Here is a 14,921-nt window from a genome sequence, read left to right on the forward strand (position 1 = left end):
ACTCACCCGTTCGCCACTCGCCGCCAGGCCGAAGCCCGCGCTGCCGTTCGACTTGCATGTGTAAAGCATGCCGCCAGCGTTCAATCTGAGCCAGGATCAAACTCTTCAGTTCAATCTCTGTTTTTCCAGCATTGCTGCCGGAGGTCACTCACTCAAAATACTGACGAATTCTCCGAAGAGAATTACGTTAATTTTTGTGCGAGTGTTAAATAATAATTTGAGCATCAGCGATTTACATCGCCGGGCCGATCTCATCTAACACCCACACTTATCGACTGTTTATTTTTAAAGAAGGCTGCTTACTTTTCGTATTCGACGAAGCGTTTTGTTCGTCAGCAGCAGAGAAGCGAGATTATCTAGTGTTTCGTGATTCTCGTCAACCCCTTGCTTCGCTACGCTGTTTTGCTTGAGGCATCTCAGCGCTGCGGGGACAGAACTATAGCAAACCCATCCCCTCCCCGCAAGCCCTGGATTACAACCCCTCGAAATTCGGCGCGCGTTTTTCCAGGAAGGCATGCATGCCTTCACGCTGCGCCGGCGTACCGAATGCAGCCTGGAACAGGCGGCGTTCATAATTGACGCCTTCCGTCAGCGTGGTTTCAAAGGCGCGGTTCACCGCGTCCTTGATTTGCATGGCGACCGCCGACGACATCGACGCAATCTGCGTGGCCACGGCCAGGGTTTCTTCAATCAGCTTGTCGGCCGGCACCACGCGCGACACCAGGCCGATGCGTTCCGCTTCCGCCGAATCGATCATGCGCGCAGTCAGCAGCAGGTCCATGGCTTTCGCCTTGCCGATCGCGCGCGGCAAGCGCTGCGTGCCGCCGGCGCCCGGCGGCACGCCAACCTTGATTTCAGGCTGGCCAAACTTGGCGCTGTCCGCCGCAAACAGCATGTCGCACATCATCGCCAGTTCGCAGCCACCACCCAGTGCAAAGCCCGCCACGGCGCCGATCACCGGCTTGCGCACTTTCAGGATGTGCTCCCAATTGCGCGTGATGTAATTGTCGCGGTACGTGTCCTGGTACGTGTAATCCGCCATGGCGGCAATGTCCGCCCCCGCCGCAAATGCTTTTTCACTGCCCGTCAGGATGAAGCAGCCGATGGCTGGATCCGCATCGAGTTTGGCAAAGGCATCGCCCAGCTCATTCATCATGCGGTCATTCAGCGCATTCATGGCCTTGGGACGGTTCAGGCGGATCAGGGCTACCCGGCCATGGGTTTCTACGATCAGGTCTTCATATTGCATGGACGACTCCTCTATATGTGGAAAGCGATACCGGGCGATTTTAGCGGTTCTTGATGTTGCACTGTTATTATTCCCCTCTAAATGATTACTGCCATACAACGCTACCTGGCGTCCACGCTCGGCGCCGATCCCCTGCTGCGCAACGCAGCCTTCCTGCGCTACTGGTTTTCCAGCATCCTGAACAGTTTTGGTGCGCAAGTCAGCGCGCTGGCCGTGCCGCTGTGCTCCGCCATCCTGCTGCAAGCGACGCCTGGCCAGATGAGCCTGGTCGCTACCTGCCAGGCATTGCCAGCACTGCTGTTCTCGCTGCCTGCCGGCGTCTGGCTGGACCGCCGCCGCAAATTGCCCATCCTGCTGGCGTGCCAGGTCATCCAGGGCCTGTGCCTGGCCAGCATCCCGCTGGCATGGTGGCTGGGCATCCTGTCCATGCCGTGGCTGTATGCCAGCACGCTGGTTTTCCATACCTGCAATGTCATCGGCGGCGGCGCGGAACAAATCTTTGTCATGCTGGTCGTCGGCCGCGACAAGCTGATCGACGCGCAATCAAAATTCACGATGACCGATTCCGCGTCCCGGCTGATCGCCCCCGGCCTGGCGGGCTTGCTGATCCAGTGGCTGACGGCGCCCTATGCCGTGCTGGCCAATGCCGCCAGCTTCCTGCTATCCGCATGGAATCTGCGCCAGACCAACGTGACGGAACCGGCGCCGCAGCCTTCCGAAAAACACCCATTGCGTGAAATCCGCGAAGGTTTTGTCTTTATCTGGAACACGCCGCTGCTGCGCACGCTCGCATGGAGCATCGGCTTGTGGCACATGCTGTATTACGGCTTCGCTGCGCTGCAAATCCTGTTGGCGACGCGCGAACTGGGAATGACACCGGGCTTGCTGGGCGTCGCGCAAATGCTGGGCGGGCTGGGCATGCTGGCCAGCTCCATGCTGGTCAAACCAATGACGCGCCGATTCGGCGCGGGCAAGACCATGCTGACCGGCATCGCCGCGACGGTTCTCGGCGGCTTCGTACTGCAAGCCACAATTCCCGCCAACTGGTTCGGCCAGCCGCTGGCCAGCGCAGCCGCCTATGCACTGCTGGTGTTTGTCTATGACTGCGGCGTCATGCTGTTCTTCATCCCCTATTTGTCGATGCGCGCCCATGCCACGCCGGACGCTTATATGGGACGCATCATTTCCACCATGCGCTTCCTGACCGTCGCCACCGCGCCGCTGGGCGCGCTGGCAGCCGGCGCGATTGCCGACCGCTACGGTGTCCGTACCGGCCTGGCCTGCGTGGGCGCGTGCGGCATGCTGCTGACCGCCGCCATGATTGCTTCACCGCACATCCGTAGCGTGCGCCCGGACTGAAAGCTTCGCGCCTACACTGGGACCAACGGATAGCTTCAGGAGTTGGTCATGTTCAACAACATCTTATTTCCTACGGACGGTTCCGACTTGTCCGATAAAGCCGCCGCCACCGTCATCGAACTGGCCCGCAAGCACGGCGGCAAGATCGTCGCCATCAGCGTTTTGCAGCCTTACCCGTTCGTGCCAATGGGGGATTCCGGTGTGGCCGTACCAGACGTGGGCACCTATGAAACCCGCATGATGGACATCACCAACGACAATGTAAACAAGGTGGCGGCAGCGGCCAGCGCGGCCGGCATCGCGTGCGACACCGTCACATCGATGGCAGCCAGCCCTTATGAAGCGATTGTCGAGGCGGCGGAGAAGCACGGCTGCGACGCCATCGTCATGGCGTCGCATGGCCGCAAGGGCTTGAACAAGCTATTCCTCGGCAGCGAAACGCAGAAAGTGCTGGCGCACACGAAGCTGCCGGTACTGGTCTTGCGTTAGCAGATCACGACTTGCGCGGCGCAGCCGTTACCGACACGGCGGGCGACGGCGCCTCTTTCGGCATCAACACCCACACCGTGCCCTTTTGCTTCATGCGGCCCGCGTTTTCCGCCGCTTCCGTGCCGAAGCCAAAGAAGTAATCGACGCGGATGGCGCCACGGATGGCCCCGCCCGTATCCTGCGCCATCACCAGCCGTTGCAGCGGCATATCGCTGTTGGCATGGGTGGTCGACAGGAAGACCGGCGCGCCCAGCGGCAATTGCGTCGCATCGACGGCAACGGAGCGCAGCGGTGTCAGCGGCACGCCCAACGAACCTTTCGGGCCGATCTTTGGGTCCGGCAGCTTTTCTTCACGGAAGAACACATACGACGGATTCGCATTGAACAGTTCCGCCATGCGGGTCGGATGGCCCGCGATCCACGCCTTGATGCCCTGCGCGGACGCCTGGTCGCCCGTCAACTCACCCTTTTCCACCAGGTAGCGGCCGATCGACTTGTACGGATGGCCATTCTGGTCGGCATAGGCGACGCGCACGGTTTCGTCGCCCAACTGCACGCGGCCGGAACCCTGCACCTGCAGGAAAAACGCTTCCACCGGGTCATCCACCCACAGCAATTCCTTGCCCGTGAAATCCGCCCGGTCGATCTGCTCGCGCGTGGAATACGGCACCAGTTTCTTGCCCTGCAAGCGTCCACGCAAGCGCATACCCTTCAATTCCGGGTAGACGCCGGCCAGGTCCACGGTAATGAGGTCATCCGGAACCTTGTACAGCGGCGTCTGGAACGGACCGCCCTTCTTGCGCGAACCGCGCAGCAGCGGTTCATAGTAGCCGGTGACCAGGCCCGTGTCGGCGCCGTCCGGGGCAATCACCTGGCGTGGTTCAAAGAAGCTTTCAAAGAAAAGGCGGATCGCCTTGTCGTCATTGCCGTTGACCTGGCGCGCGATGGTGCACGGTTCTTTCCACTCCGCGCGCTTGACCAGCACCGAGCACGACGACATGAACGCCGGCCACGCGGCCCGCACGTCGTCACGCTCCCAGCCGGGCAGCGCGGCAAACGTGGCCGGCACGAACTGGATGGCGCCCGGTTTCGCGGGCTCCGCCGGCTTGGACGGCGGCACCGACGGCTGCACCGGCTGCTGCGGCTGTGCAGGTGGTTGCGGCTGCGGCGCCTGCGTGGCGCAACCGGCCAGGGCCAGCGCGACGGCGCTGAGGGAAAGGTTTAAACTACGGCGTGTCAAAAACATGGAGTCGGTATGTGGGTCTTGTATCTGGAAGCATTCGTGGCGCTGTTCCTGCTGGTGTTCATCGTCTGGTGGACCTTGCCGTCCAAGAAGAAGCCGGCGGCAAAGCCTTTGCCGCCCAAGCAGGAACGCGGTAAAGACGAAGCTTAATGCAGCGTGCGCGGCAGCGACAACACGAATTCGGGAATCTTGGCCTCGAACTGGTGACCGTCTTCCGCCACGCAGAAATATTCGCCCAGCATCGAGCCTTGCGGCGTGGCCAGTTGCGTGCCGCTGGTATATTCAAACTGTTCGCCCGGCTGCAGCAGCGGCTGGTGCCCGACGACGCCGAGACCGCGCACTTCCTGCGTATGGTTGTTGGCGTCGGTGATGACCCAGTGACGGGAGATCAGCTGTGCGGCCACCGTTCCCGTATTTTTAATCGTGATCGAGTAGGTGAACACGAAATTGGTGCGTTCGGGATCGGACTGTTCAGGCAGGTACTGCGTCCTGACCGACACAGTGAACTCATAAGATGCCATGGGGCTTTTCCTTGTTAATGTTTCCTCGCCAGCAAGGATGGCGAATTGTTATCGTGTATCTGTCATTGCACCCCAAATCGGACGCACATGCAAGGGTCAGCGTAAAATAGCGCATCTTTTTATAGCCAGACCTCTCAGCCATGACCACCTTCCGTATCGCTCCCAGCATCCTGTCCGCCGATTTCGCCCGCCTGGGTGAAGAAGTGCGCAACGTTGTCGCTTCCGGCGCCGACATTATCCACTTCGACGTGATGGACAACCATTACGTCCCGAACCTGACGGTCGGCCCACTGGTATGCCAGGCGATCCGCCCGCACGTGCAAGTGCCGATCGACGTGCACCTGATGGTCAAGCCGGTCGACCGCATCATCCCGGATTTCGCCAAGGCCGGCGCCAACATCATCACCTTCCACCCGGAAGCGTCCGACCACATCGACCGTTCGCTGCAACTGATCCGCGATAACGGCTGCAAAGCCGGCCTGGTATTCAACCCGGCCACTCCGCTGAGCTACCTGGACCACGTGATGGACAAGATCGACATGATCCTGATTATGTCCGTCAACCCGGGCTTCGGCGGCCAGTCGTTCATCCCGCGCGCCCTGGACAAGATCGCGGAAGCGCGCCGCCGCATCGATGAATCGGGCCGCGACATCCTGCTGGAAGTCGACGGCGGCATCAAGATCGACAACATCGCCGCCGCCGCCAAGGCCGGCGCCGATACCTTCGTGGCAGGTTCCGCCATCTTCGGCCAGCCGGACTACAAGGCCGTCATCGACGCGATGCGCGAACAGTTGAAAGGCGTATAAGCACCATGGCGGCCACGACTCCCCTGCGCGGCGTAAAGGCCGCCATCATCGACCTGGACGGCACCATGCTCGACACGGTGCTGGACATCCATGCCGCCATCAACATGATGCGCGCCGACCTGGACCTGGAACCGATGCCGGTCGCGCAAATCCGCGACATGATCGGCAAGGGTTCCGACAAGCTGGTGCGCGACGTGCTGGCCATCGATTACGACGCCGCCGGCGTGGAACTGCGTTTCCAGGCCGCGTTCGACGCCTATCAGCGCCACTACGAAACCATCAACGGCGACCATTCCACGCACTATCCGGACGTGGCCGAGGGCTTGCAGACGTTGCAGGACGATGGCTTGCGCTTGGCGTGCGTGACCAACAAGCCGATCGGCCTGGCCCGTCCGCTGCTGGAGCTGAAAGGCTTGTCGCGCTACTTCGACGTGATTTACGGCGGCGATTCGCTGGAAAAGAAAAAGCCCCATCCGATGCCGCTTTTGCAAGTGTGTAAAGATTTCGCGCTCGCCCCGCAGCAAGTGGTGGCCATCGGCGATTCGTCCAATGATGCACAGGCCGCGCGGGCCGCCGGTTGCCCGGTCCTGACGGTGCCTTATGGCTATAACCACGGCGAGTCTATACACGAAACGGATTCCGATGGTATAGTTGACACGCTGCTGCACGCGGCAAAGTTGATTCGCTTGCACAACGCAAAGTAAAAAAACTCTCAAAAACACAGCATGTTTCTCAACAAAAGACACAATGTTACCCACCGAGGCTCGATTGAGGCCTGGCTGTGGCGACGCTGGCAATCCTGGGCAAACTGACCCGCGCTGATTGCTGTCCCTGCACACCCCTTCGCAGCGACAGGTTTTTTGAACCATTACCGCCATACGTACATCCATAGTGGATCCAGGGCGGCCTGGAGAGAAGCATGACTGAACTCGAATTCAAATCGCTGGCCACGCAAGGCTACAACCGTATTCCATTGATCGCGGAAGCTTTCGCCGATCTCGAAACCCCGCTGACCCTGTACCTGAAACTGGCCCAGAGCCAGAACAACGGCAAGAACACCTTCCTGCTGGAGTCGGTGGTCGGCGGCGAACGTTTTGGCCGCTATTCCTTCATCGGCCTGCCGGCCACCACCTTGCTGCGCAACCGCGGCAAGGTGACGGAAGTGCTGAAAAACGGCCAGGTCATCGAGACGCACGAAGGCAATCCCCTCGAATTCATCGAGCAATACCAGGCCCGCTTCAAAGTCGCGCTGCGTCCCGGCATGCCCCGTTTCTGCGGCGGCCTGGCCGGCTACTTCGGCTACGACACGGTGCGCCACATCGAGAAAACGCTGGTCAACACCGCGCCGAAAGATGACCTGAACCTGCCGGACATCCAGTTGATGGTGACGGAAGAACTGGCGGTGATCGACAACATCACGGGCAAGCTGTACCTGATCGTATATGCCGACACCACGCAGCCGGAAGCCTATTCGAAAGCGCGCCAGCGCCTGAAAGACTTGCGCGCGCTGCTGCGCCGCGGCGTCGATGCGCCGGTGACGACCGCTTCGGTGCGCACGGAAATCATCCGCGATTTCGCCAAGGAAGATTACCTGAAGGCCGTCAAGGTCGCGCACGAATACGTGCTGGCGGGCGACCTGATGCAAGTGCAGATCGGCCAGCGCCTGCGCAAGCCGTACGTGGATGCACCGCTGTCGCTGTACCGCGCGCTGCGTTCGCTGAACCCGTCGCCGTACATGTACTTCTATAACTTCGGCGACATGCAGGTGGTCGGCGCGTCGCCGGAAATCCTGGTGCGCAACGAAACCAATCCGGATGGCGGCAAGACCGTTACCCTGCGCCCGATTGCCGGCACCCGCCCGCGCGGCGCGACGCCGGAACGCGATGCGGAACTCGCGAAAGAGTTGCTGGCCGATCCGAAAGAAATCGCCGAACACGTGATGCTGATCGACCTGGCCCGCAATGACCTGGGCCGCATTTCCGAAATCGGTTCCGTGAAAGTCACGGACAAGATGGTGATCGAAAAGTATTCGCACGTGCAGCACATCGTGTCGAATGTCGAAGGCAAGCTGAAAGACGGCATGTCCAACCTCGACGTGCTGCGCGCCACCTTCCCGGCCGGCACGCTGACCGGTGCACCGAAAGTGCGCGCAATGGAAATCATCGACGAACTGGAAATCTGCAAGCGCGGCATTTATGGCGGCGCGTGCGGCTACCTGTCGTTCGGCGGCGAAATGGATGTGGCGATTGCCATCCGCACCGGCGTGATCAAGGATGGCATGCTGTATGTGCAAGCCGCCGCCGGCATCGTGGCCGACTCGATACCGGAAATGGAATGGCAGGAAACTGAACACAAGGCGCGCGCCGTGCTGCGCGCCGCCGAGCAAGTGCAAGATGGCCTGGATGGGGAGTTCTGAGATGCTGCTGATGATCGACAACTACGACTCCTTCACCTACAACATCGTGCAGTACTTTGGCGAGTTGGGCGAAGAGGTGCGCACGCACCGCAACGATGAAATCACCATCGCGGAAATCGAAGCGATGAATCCGGACCGCATCTGCATTTCGCCCGGTCCGAAAGATCCTGCACAGGCAGGCATTTCCATCGAAGTGCTCAAGCATTTCGCTGGCAAGAAACCAATTCTGGGCGTTTGCCTCGGCCACCAGGCCATCGGCGAAGCCTTCGGCGGTAAAGTCATCCGTGCCAAGCAAGTCATGCATGGCAAGACTTCCGTCATCGCGCATACGGGTGTGGGCGTCTTCAAGGATTTGCCCAGCCCCTTCACGGTAATCCGTTACCACTCGCTGGCAATCGAGCGTTCGTCGCTGCCTTCCTGCCTGGAAGTCACGGCGTGGACCGACGATGGCGAGATCATGGGCGTACGCCACAAGGAATACGATATCGAGGGTGTGCAATTCCACCCTGAATCGATCCTGTCCGAACACGGACACGCCCTGTTGAAGAACTTCCTGGACCGGGTCTGACACCCCGCGCGTTTCAACGACGCGCGCCGACAATCAGACTTGATCCGCTCTCATCATACGAATGACGAAGGAATAGCCATGCCTGCGACCCAGAAACCGACGCACCAGATCACGCCCCAGGAAGCGCTGCTGCGCTGCATCGAACACCGTGAAATCTTCCACGACGAGATGCTGCACTTGTTCCGCCAGATCATGTCCGGCGAAATGTCGCCCGTGATGATCGCCGCCCTGACCATGGGCTTGCGCGTGAAAAAGGAAACCATCGGTGAAATCGCCGCCGCCGCCACGGTGATGCGCGAATTCGCCACCAAGGTGCCGATGGCCGACACCACCAACCTGCTCGACATCGTCGGCACCGGCGGCGACGGCGCGCACACGTTCAATATCTCGACCACGGCCATGTTCGTGGCGGCGGCCGCCGGCGCGCGTGTCGCCAAGCACGGCGGCCGCAGCGTCTCGTCATCGTCCGGTTCGGCCGACGTGATTGAATCGCTGGGCGCGTCGATCAGCCTGAAGCCGGAACAGATCGCGCAATCCATTGCGCAGACCGGCATCGGCTTCATGTTCGCACCGAACCACCACACGGCCATGAAGCACGTGGCGCCGGTGCGCCGCGAACTGGGCGTGCGCTCGATCTTCAACATCCTGGGCCCGCTGACCAATCCGGCCGGCGCGCCGAATATCCTGATGGGCGTGTTCCACCCGGACCTGGTGGGTATCCAGGTGCGCGTGCTGCAGCGCCTGGGCACGCAGCATGCGGTGGTGGTGTACGGCAAGGACAACATGGATGAAGTGTCGCTGGGCGCCGCCACCATGGTGGGTGAACTGGTGAACGGCGAAATCCGCGAATATGAAATCCACCCGGAAGACTTCGGCCTGCCGATGATCGCCAGCCGCAACTTGAAGGTGGCCGATGCAGCCGAATCCAAAGCGAAAATGTTCGAAGCGCTGCGCGGCGAACCGGGTCCGGCCTACGACATCGTGGCGCTGAATGCCGGCACGGCGCTGTACGCGGCGGGTGTCGCATCGTCGATAGAAGACGGCCTGGCCAAGGCCCGCGCCGCCATCACGTCGGGCGCGGCACTGGCCAAGGTCGAACAGTTCGTCAACATCACGCAAAAGCTGGCGGCGGAAGCCGCATAAAGGAGCGGCATCATGTACGGCATCCATGACCTGACCCTGTTCATCATTTCAGGCCTGCTGCTGAACATCATGCCGGGGCCGGATTCATTGCTGATCATGGCGCGCAGCGCGACGCAGGGCTGGCGCGCCGGCTGCTCCGCGGCGCTGGGTGTCGGCGCCGGCACCATGGTGCACGTGACGGCCGCCGCCATCGGGATTTCCGCGCTGCTGGCGGCGTCAAGCATGGCATTCAATATCGTCAAATGGGTCGGCGCCGCGTACATCGTGTGGATGGGCATCGGCATGCTGCGCGCCCGGCTGAAAGGTGAAGCAACGGCTCCCGCCACGGCGCCGGCATCCCAGCCCTATGGCCGCATCTTCGCCCAGGGTTTCCTCACCAATGTGCTGAACCCCAAGGTTGCGCTGTTTTTCCTGGCCTTCGTGCCGCAATTTATTTCGGCCGACTCCCCCAACAAGGCGGCCGCGTTTTTCATCCTGGGCTGTATCTTCAACTTCAACGGCATGTTGTGGTGTAACGGCCTGGCCGTGTTCACGGCATTTGCCAGCGCGCGCCTGAAGGTCAGGCCGCTGGCGGCGCTGTGGCTGAACCGCATTACCGGCAGCCTGTTTGTCGCGCTGGGCGCGCGGCTGGCGTTATCCGAACAACATTGAGCATGTAATTATTATGTCCGACATCCTGAATAAAATCCTGGCCACCAAGGCCGATGAAGTGGCCGCCGCCAAGAAATACCGCAGCTTCGCCAGCCTGCGCGCCGACGTGGAAAGCAATGCGGAATTGCGCGCCGGCCTGCGCGGCTTTGAAGCTTCCATGCGCGGCAAGATCGCGGCGGGCCAGCCAGCAGTGATTGCAGAAGTCAAGAAAGCGTCGCCGTCGAAAGGCGTGATCCGCGCGGATTTCCGTCCTGCGGAGATCGCGGCCAGCTATGCCAGCCATGGCGCGGCCTGCCTGTCGGTGCTGACGGACGTCCAGTATTTCCAGGGTTCCGAGGAATACCTGAAGCAGGCCCGCGCCGCCTGCAACATCCCTGTGCTGCGCAAGGATTTCATGGTCGACATGTACCAGATCTATGAAGCACGCGCGATGGGCGCCGATTGCATCCTGCTGATCGTGGCGGCGCTGGACCATGGCTTGATGGCGGAAATGGAAGCGTGCGCGCATGAACTGGGCATGGATGTGCTGATCGAGTCGCACGACGGCGACGAACTGGATGCGGCACTGAAACTGAAGAGCAACCTGATCGGCATTAACAACCGCAACCTGCGCACGTTTGAAGTCACGCTGGATACGACCCTGAACCTGCTGCCGCGCATTCCGCCGAACCGCATGGTGATCACGGAGTCCGCAATCCTGACGCCGGCCGACGTGAAACGCATGCGCGATGCGGACGTGCACAGTTTCCTCGTGGGTGAGGCGTTCATGCGGGCGCAGGATCCGGGGGCGGAGTTGCAGCGCTTGTTTGCCTGATTTGCCGGCCGCGCATGGCGGCTTCCGCTGCGCGGAAACCGCCCTACGGAATTACATCGCGATTTCTATACGGTCGCGGCCATTTTCCTTGGCGCGGTACAAGGCCGCATCCGTCCGCGCCAGCAGCGCGTCCAGCGATTCCTGCTCCGATGCATGGCAGCCAATGCCGATACTGACTGTCACCATCGGCAACTGGATATCGGCAAACCTGCGCAGCGCATCGCGGATACGTTCCGCCGCCAGCACCGCATTGTGTTCATCCGAATCCGGCAACAGCACGACGAATTCCTCGCCGCCAAAGCGCGCCACGTCGTCCGTCTCGCGCAAGGTCTGGCGGATGGCACGCGCCACCTGCACCAGCACTTTATCCCCCACCATGTGGCCAAAGCGGTCGTTGACGGCCTTGAAGTGATCGAGGTCGATCGCCATCAGGGTGATGGGTTTGCCCGCGCGGCGCATCTGCAAGCGCTGGTGTTCATAAAACATGGCAAAGCCGCGCCGGTTCAACACGCCCGTCAGCGGGTCATGCGTGGAGCGCTGCTCCAGGATGGTTTGCAGGCGGCGCGTGGCCATCGTCATGAAGGCCACCGTCAGCATCAGCGCCATGAAATTCGCAACACCCAAGTAAATGTTGGCCATGGCGTTGTCGCGCATCAGGTCGATATTCGCCACCATCGCGCGCAGCGCCATGCAGCCGCGCACCAGCACCACCAATGCCTGGATGCCGATCAGCGTGCCGAAGAAGCGGGTGGAAAAATGCGGCGTGCCGTGACGCCAGACAAGCCGCACCTGTTCCGCATAAAAGTAAAACACGAGGAATGAAAAGATCGTGACGCGGGCGGCAAAATCCGGCTTGATCACGAGGAACCAGCCGATCAACACAAAGCCGCCGGCCGCGATGGCCCAGAAGGTGCGCCACGACGGCTGCCGGCCAAAGAATTCCTGGGTGCCGATCATCGACAGGCCGATGCCGCAAAACAGCAGCGCATTGGTGGCCATCGGCAACGGTGTTTGCGGAAACTCGTCACGCAGCATGAAGGCCACGCCGCCGCCCACCAGCGCCAGCAAACCCATCGCCCAGCGGTCCAGGCCTTTGACTTCCTTGCCAAAGTTGCTGTGCGCCGAGTGCATGACAATCGACATGGCGACGCTCATCAGCGTCGTCATGAACAGCACCGTCTTCGGGTCGAGCGAAATCACGTCGTACTGCCAGCCCCCATCGTCGGTCAGCGGTCGGCGCTGGGGCGCAGCGGGCCGGTTGCCTTCTTTCCGGCCGGGTCCAGCGACAGCGTCACGGCGGGAATGCGCTCGCCCTGCAACGTCACGCTGAAGGTTTGCAATTCATCGCGGCGGAAGGCATGCACATCCACCGTATCCCCCACCGCATAAGGGGCCAGCAAGGTGTCGACATTGCCCGGCGTGACCCGTAAGCCATCGATGGCCACCAGCAGGTCGCCTGCCGACAGGCCGGCCTGATGCGCGGCGCCGCCCTCATGTACGGCGGACAGCTTGCAATCGGCGCCATCGCGGCCCAGGTTGGCGTCCAGGCTGGGTTTATCGGACTTGCGCACGTCGCTGTATTTGACACCGAACGGCGCCAGCAGCTTCGCCAGCGGTAAATCTTCCGTCCCGCGTACGTACCGGTCGAAGAATGGTTTCAATTTGGCGCCGCAAATGTCGTCGGCCAGGGCTTCCACTTCGGCCGGCGTGACGCCGCGGCCCGCGCCTTCATAGAAATCGCGGCCATAGCGCTGCCACAGCGCCTGCATCAAATCGTCCAGTGACTTCCTGCCATTGGTTTTCGCGCGGATGGTCAAGTCCAGCGCCATGCACACGAGAGAACCCTTGGTGTAGTAACTGACGATGGCGTTCGGTGCATTTTCATCCTGGCGGTAGTACTTGCCCCATGCATCGAAGCTGGAGTCGGCCACGCTTTGCTTCAGGCGTCCCGCGCCGCGCAGCACGCCGCCCACGGTTTTGCCCAGCATCTTGAAATACGTGGCTTCCGTGATGATGCCGGCGCGGACCAGCAGCAAATCGTCGTAGTAGCTGGTGCCGCCTTCGAACAGCCAGAGCAGCGGCGTATAGTTTTCCACGTTCAAATCGTAGGGCGCAAACGCGGCCGGCTTGATGCGCTTGACGTTCCACGTATGGAAGTATTCGTGGCTGCACAGGCCGAGGAACTTGATGTACCCCTCGCTCAATTCCTTATCCTTGCCGTTGGCCTTGCCGCCCGTGGTCGGCAAATCAGCGCGCGCGCACACCAGCGCCGTCGACGCGCGGTGCTCCAGGCCGCCATAGCCATCGCCCACCACCATGGTCATGAAGACATAGCGGTCCATCGGCGCCTTCTTGGTTTTCGGCTCGAAGAACGTGATCTGCGTTTCGCAAATGGCTTTCAAGTCCGAGCACAGGCGCGCCAGGTCCAGGTTCGGCACTTTGCCCGTGAACACGATATCGTGCGGCACGCCGTGCGCCTTGAACGTGGCCATCTGGAAGTCGCCCATTTCCACCGGGTGGTCGACCAGGTCATCGTAGTTGGCGCCGATGTACGTACCGAAACCATAGCGCTTGGCTTTCAACTCAGGCAGCGAGGTCGCCACGCGCCACGTTTTCGCGGCCGGGTCTTGCGGACGCTGGATATCGACGATGTGGGGCCCATCTTCCTGGCCCGCCACGCGCAGGAACACGCTGGTGCCGTTATAAAACGCGTGCGTGCGGTCCATGTGCGCGGCGCGCACCGACAGATCCCATGCATAGACTTCGTACTCGACCACCAGTTCGCCCTTGACGGGGGCTGCGCGCCACGTGTGCTTGTCGACCTTGGCCAGCTTGACGGCTTGGCCATCCGACTCGGCGCGGATCTGCACGATGTTGCGCGAGAATTCGCGGATCATGTAGCTGCCGGGAATCCAGGCCGGCAGCGCCAGCACCTGCCCTTGCGGGTCAGGTTCGTGCACGGTCAACGTCACCTGGAAAATATGGCCCGGCAAATCCTTGCCGACGATGGCGTAGCTGACGCCTGGTTTCTGTACGGTCTTCTTCATGGTTGTCCTTGGTCGTGCAGGTCGGCCGGGGTGTCGATGTCTTGCAGGATGCCCGCATCGTCCACGTCCACTTCCTGCACCGGATATTGCTTGAGGATGCCGCGCGCGCCCTGGTCGCCTTGCAGGGCCAGCAATTGCGGCAAATACTGGCGGCTGAACCCGACGGGGTTGCCGCGTTTGCCCCGGTACATGGGCGCGGCAATGCCGGCGCCTTGTTCCAGTGCGTATTGTAGCGAGTGTATTGTTTCCGGGCTCACCCTGGGCATGTCGCCGAGAGCGACGATCCAGCCTTGCGCATCTGCGGCCTGGCCCAGTGCGCAGACCAGCGAGGCGGCCATGCCGGTGTCGGCAAGGTCGCAGGTGACGACTTCGCAGCCGAGCTGTTTCAGTTCCGTGGCGACGGCTTCCGCGCCGGGGCGGACCACGGCGACGACACGGGGCAGGACGCTCAGCAGGTTCGCTGCGCTGGCGGCGACCACCGGGCGCGAGGGCATGGCTTGCCCAGGCGCCGCAGGCAAGGCCTGCAGCAACTTGTTTTGCGCGCCCGAAGGGTCAAACCGGCTGCCCCGGCCGGCGGCCAGCAGGATACCGACAATCCCTCCGGACGCACCCATG

16 protein-coding genes and 1 rRNA gene are annotated in these 14,921 nt (G+C 61.5%); 10 read left to right on the top strand and 7 right to left on the bottom strand.

Features of this window, described 5'->3' with window-relative positions; all coding sequences use genetic code 11:
- Together GJ700_RS13610 and GJ700_RS13615 are read right to left on the bottom strand one after the other, a co-directional pair.
- Positions 1-112, bottom strand: a 16S ribosomal RNA gene (locus tag GJ700_RS13610); the annotation flags it as partial.
- A 360-nt stretch (positions 113-472) separates the two neighbouring features.
- Positions 473-1,249 (bottom strand): enoyl-CoA hydratase, encoded by a 777-nt coding sequence (locus GJ700_RS13615; RefSeq protein ID WP_154374658.1) that lies wholly within the window; start codon positions 1,247-1,249, stop codon positions 473-475.
- 81 nt (positions 1,250-1,330) lie between these two features.
- On the opposite strand from GJ700_RS13615, the gene GJ700_RS13620 reads away from it, so the two are divergent.
- Both GJ700_RS13620 and GJ700_RS13625 read left to right on the top strand, forming a co-directional pair.
- Positions 1,331-2,608: an MFS transporter gene (locus GJ700_RS13620; RefSeq protein WP_229506992.1), complete on the top strand. Its 1,278-nt coding sequence runs from the start codon at positions 1,331-1,333 to the stop codon at positions 2,606-2,608.
- Between the two features lie 48 nt (positions 2,609-2,656).
- Complete coding sequence (locus GJ700_RS13625; RefSeq protein ID WP_154374660.1) at positions 2,657-3,097, top strand: universal stress protein; 441 nt, start codon at positions 2,657-2,659, stop codon at positions 3,095-3,097.
- Between the two features lie 4 nt (positions 3,098-3,101).
- Here the strand turns inward: GJ700_RS13625 and mltA are convergent, their stop codons facing one another.
- Positions 3,102-4,343 (bottom strand): murein transglycosylase A, encoded by a 1,242-nt coding sequence (gene mltA, locus GJ700_RS13630; RefSeq protein ID WP_154374662.1) that lies wholly within the window; start codon positions 4,341-4,343, stop codon positions 3,102-3,104.
- Between the two features lie 9 nt (positions 4,344-4,352).
- Between mltA and GJ700_RS34985 the strand changes: the two genes are divergently transcribed.
- Positions 4,353-4,490, top strand: a complete 138-nt coding sequence (locus tag GJ700_RS34985; protein WP_195763895.1) for a hypothetical protein — start codon at positions 4,353-4,355, stop codon at positions 4,488-4,490.
- Here GJ700_RS34985 and apaG read toward each other — a convergent pair.
- A complete protein-coding gene (gene apaG / locus GJ700_RS13635; protein ID WP_154374664.1) occupies positions 4,487-4,861 on the bottom strand; it encodes a Co2+/Mg2+ efflux facilitator ApaG/CorD in 375 nt (124 codons plus the stop codon). The two genes, GJ700_RS34985 and apaG, sit on opposite strands and share 4 nt — an antisense overlap.
- 140 nt (positions 4,862-5,001) lie before the next feature.
- Between apaG and rpe the strand changes: the two genes are divergently transcribed.
- The 7 genes from rpe (at position 5,002) to trpC (ending at position 11,259) form a co-directional block, all read left to right on the top strand.
- Positions 5,002-5,667 carry a ribulose-phosphate 3-epimerase gene (gene rpe / locus GJ700_RS13640; protein ID WP_154374666.1) on the top strand — a complete coding sequence of 222 codons (666 nt, stop codon included), beginning with the start codon at positions 5,002-5,004 and terminating at the stop codon, positions 5,665-5,667.
- A 5-nt stretch (positions 5,668-5,672) separates the two neighbouring features.
- On the top strand, positions 5,673-6,371 hold the full coding sequence (locus GJ700_RS13645; protein WP_154374668.1) for a phosphoglycolate phosphatase: 699 nt from the start codon (positions 5,673-5,675) through the stop codon (positions 6,369-6,371).
- A gap of 215 nt (positions 6,372-6,586) precedes the next feature.
- A complete protein-coding gene (gene trpE / locus GJ700_RS13650) occupies positions 6,587-8,083 on the top strand; it encodes an anthranilate synthase component I (RefSeq protein WP_154374670.1) in 1,497 nt (498 codons plus the stop codon).
- Between the two features lies 1 nt (position 8,084).
- Positions 8,085-8,651 (top strand): anthranilate synthase component II, encoded by a 567-nt coding sequence (locus GJ700_RS13655; RefSeq protein WP_154374672.1) that lies wholly within the window; start codon positions 8,085-8,087, stop codon positions 8,649-8,651.
- Positions 8,652-8,729: 78 nt separating this feature from the next.
- On the top strand, positions 8,730-9,794 hold the full coding sequence (gene trpD / locus GJ700_RS13660; RefSeq protein ID WP_154374674.1) for an anthranilate phosphoribosyltransferase: 1,065 nt from the start codon (positions 8,730-8,732) through the stop codon (positions 9,792-9,794).
- A gap of 12 nt (positions 9,795-9,806) precedes the next feature.
- Entirely contained in the window at positions 9,807-10,445 is a 639-nt protein-coding gene (locus GJ700_RS13665; RefSeq protein WP_154374676.1) for a LysE family translocator, read from the top strand.
- A 13-nt stretch (positions 10,446-10,458) separates the two neighbouring features.
- A complete protein-coding gene (gene trpC, locus GJ700_RS13670; RefSeq protein ID WP_154374678.1) occupies positions 10,459-11,259 on the top strand; it encodes an indole-3-glycerol phosphate synthase TrpC in 801 nt (266 codons plus the stop codon).
- Positions 11,260-11,310: 51 nt separating this feature from the next.
- On the opposite strand, the gene GJ700_RS13675 is transcribed toward trpC, so the two are convergent.
- From GJ700_RS13675 to GJ700_RS13685, 3 genes are read right to left on the bottom strand one after another with little or no spacing between them, the layout of a single operon-like run.
- Positions 11,311-12,459 (bottom strand): GGDEF domain-containing protein, encoded by a 1,149-nt coding sequence (locus tag GJ700_RS13675; protein WP_371867947.1) that lies wholly within the window; start codon positions 12,457-12,459, stop codon positions 11,311-11,313.
- 26 nt (positions 12,460-12,485) lie between these two features.
- The gene (locus GJ700_RS13680) at positions 12,486-14,306 is read right to left on the bottom strand and encodes a M61 family metallopeptidase (protein WP_154374680.1); all 1,821 of its coding nucleotides are present in this window, start codon (positions 14,304-14,306) and stop codon (positions 12,486-12,488) included.
- Positions 14,303-14,920: a nucleotidyltransferase family protein gene (locus tag GJ700_RS13685; protein WP_154374682.1), complete on the bottom strand. Its 618-nt coding sequence runs from the start codon at positions 14,918-14,920 to the stop codon at positions 14,303-14,305. The genes GJ700_RS13680 and GJ700_RS13685 overlap by 4 nt, the downstream gene beginning before the upstream one ends.
- Position 14,921: the final 1 nt, after the last annotated feature.

Origin of the sequence: Pseudoduganella rivuli, from assembly GCF_009674485.1 — a bacterium.
Lineage (GTDB): Bacteria > Pseudomonadota > Gammaproteobacteria > Burkholderiales > Burkholderiaceae_D > Rugamonas > Rugamonas rivuli_B.

Coding starts and splice junctions, on each gene's coding strand:
- GJ700_RS13615 (WP_154374658.1), bottom strand. CDS start 1,249: ATGCAATATGAAGACCTGATCGTAGAAACCCATGGCCGGGTAGCCCTG.
- GJ700_RS13620 (WP_229506992.1), top strand. CDS start 1,331: ATGATTACTGCCATACAACGCTACCTGGCGTCCACGCTCGGCGCCGAT.
- GJ700_RS13625 (WP_154374660.1), top strand. CDS start 2,657: ATGTTCAACAACATCTTATTTCCTACGGACGGTTCCGACTTGTCCGAT.
- mltA (WP_154374662.1), bottom strand. CDS start 4,343: ATGTTTTTGACACGCCGTAGTTTAAACCTTTCCCTCAGCGCCGTCGCG.
- GJ700_RS34985 (WP_195763895.1), top strand. CDS start 4,353: ATGTGGGTCTTGTATCTGGAAGCATTCGTGGCGCTGTTCCTGCTGGTG.
- apaG (WP_154374664.1), bottom strand. CDS start 4,861: ATGGCATCTTATGAGTTCACTGTGTCGGTCAGGACGCAGTACCTGCCT.
- rpe (WP_154374666.1), top strand. CDS start 5,002: ATGACCACCTTCCGTATCGCTCCCAGCATCCTGTCCGCCGATTTCGCC.
- GJ700_RS13645 (WP_154374668.1), top strand. CDS start 5,673: ATGGCGGCCACGACTCCCCTGCGCGGCGTAAAGGCCGCCATCATCGAC.
- trpE (WP_154374670.1), top strand. CDS start 6,587: ATGACTGAACTCGAATTCAAATCGCTGGCCACGCAAGGCTACAACCGT.
- GJ700_RS13655 (WP_154374672.1), top strand. CDS start 8,085: ATGCTGCTGATGATCGACAACTACGACTCCTTCACCTACAACATCGTG.
- trpD (WP_154374674.1), top strand. CDS start 8,730: ATGCCTGCGACCCAGAAACCGACGCACCAGATCACGCCCCAGGAAGCG.
- GJ700_RS13665 (WP_154374676.1), top strand. CDS start 9,807: ATGTACGGCATCCATGACCTGACCCTGTTCATCATTTCAGGCCTGCTG.
- trpC (WP_154374678.1), top strand. CDS start 10,459: ATGTCCGACATCCTGAATAAAATCCTGGCCACCAAGGCCGATGAAGTG.
- GJ700_RS13680 (WP_154374680.1), bottom strand. CDS start 14,306: ATGAAGAAGACCGTACAGAAACCAGGCGTCAGCTACGCCATCGTCGGC.
- GJ700_RS13685 (WP_154374682.1), bottom strand. CDS start 14,920: ATGGGTGCGTCCGGAGGGATTGTCGGTATCCTGCTGGCCGCCGGCCGG.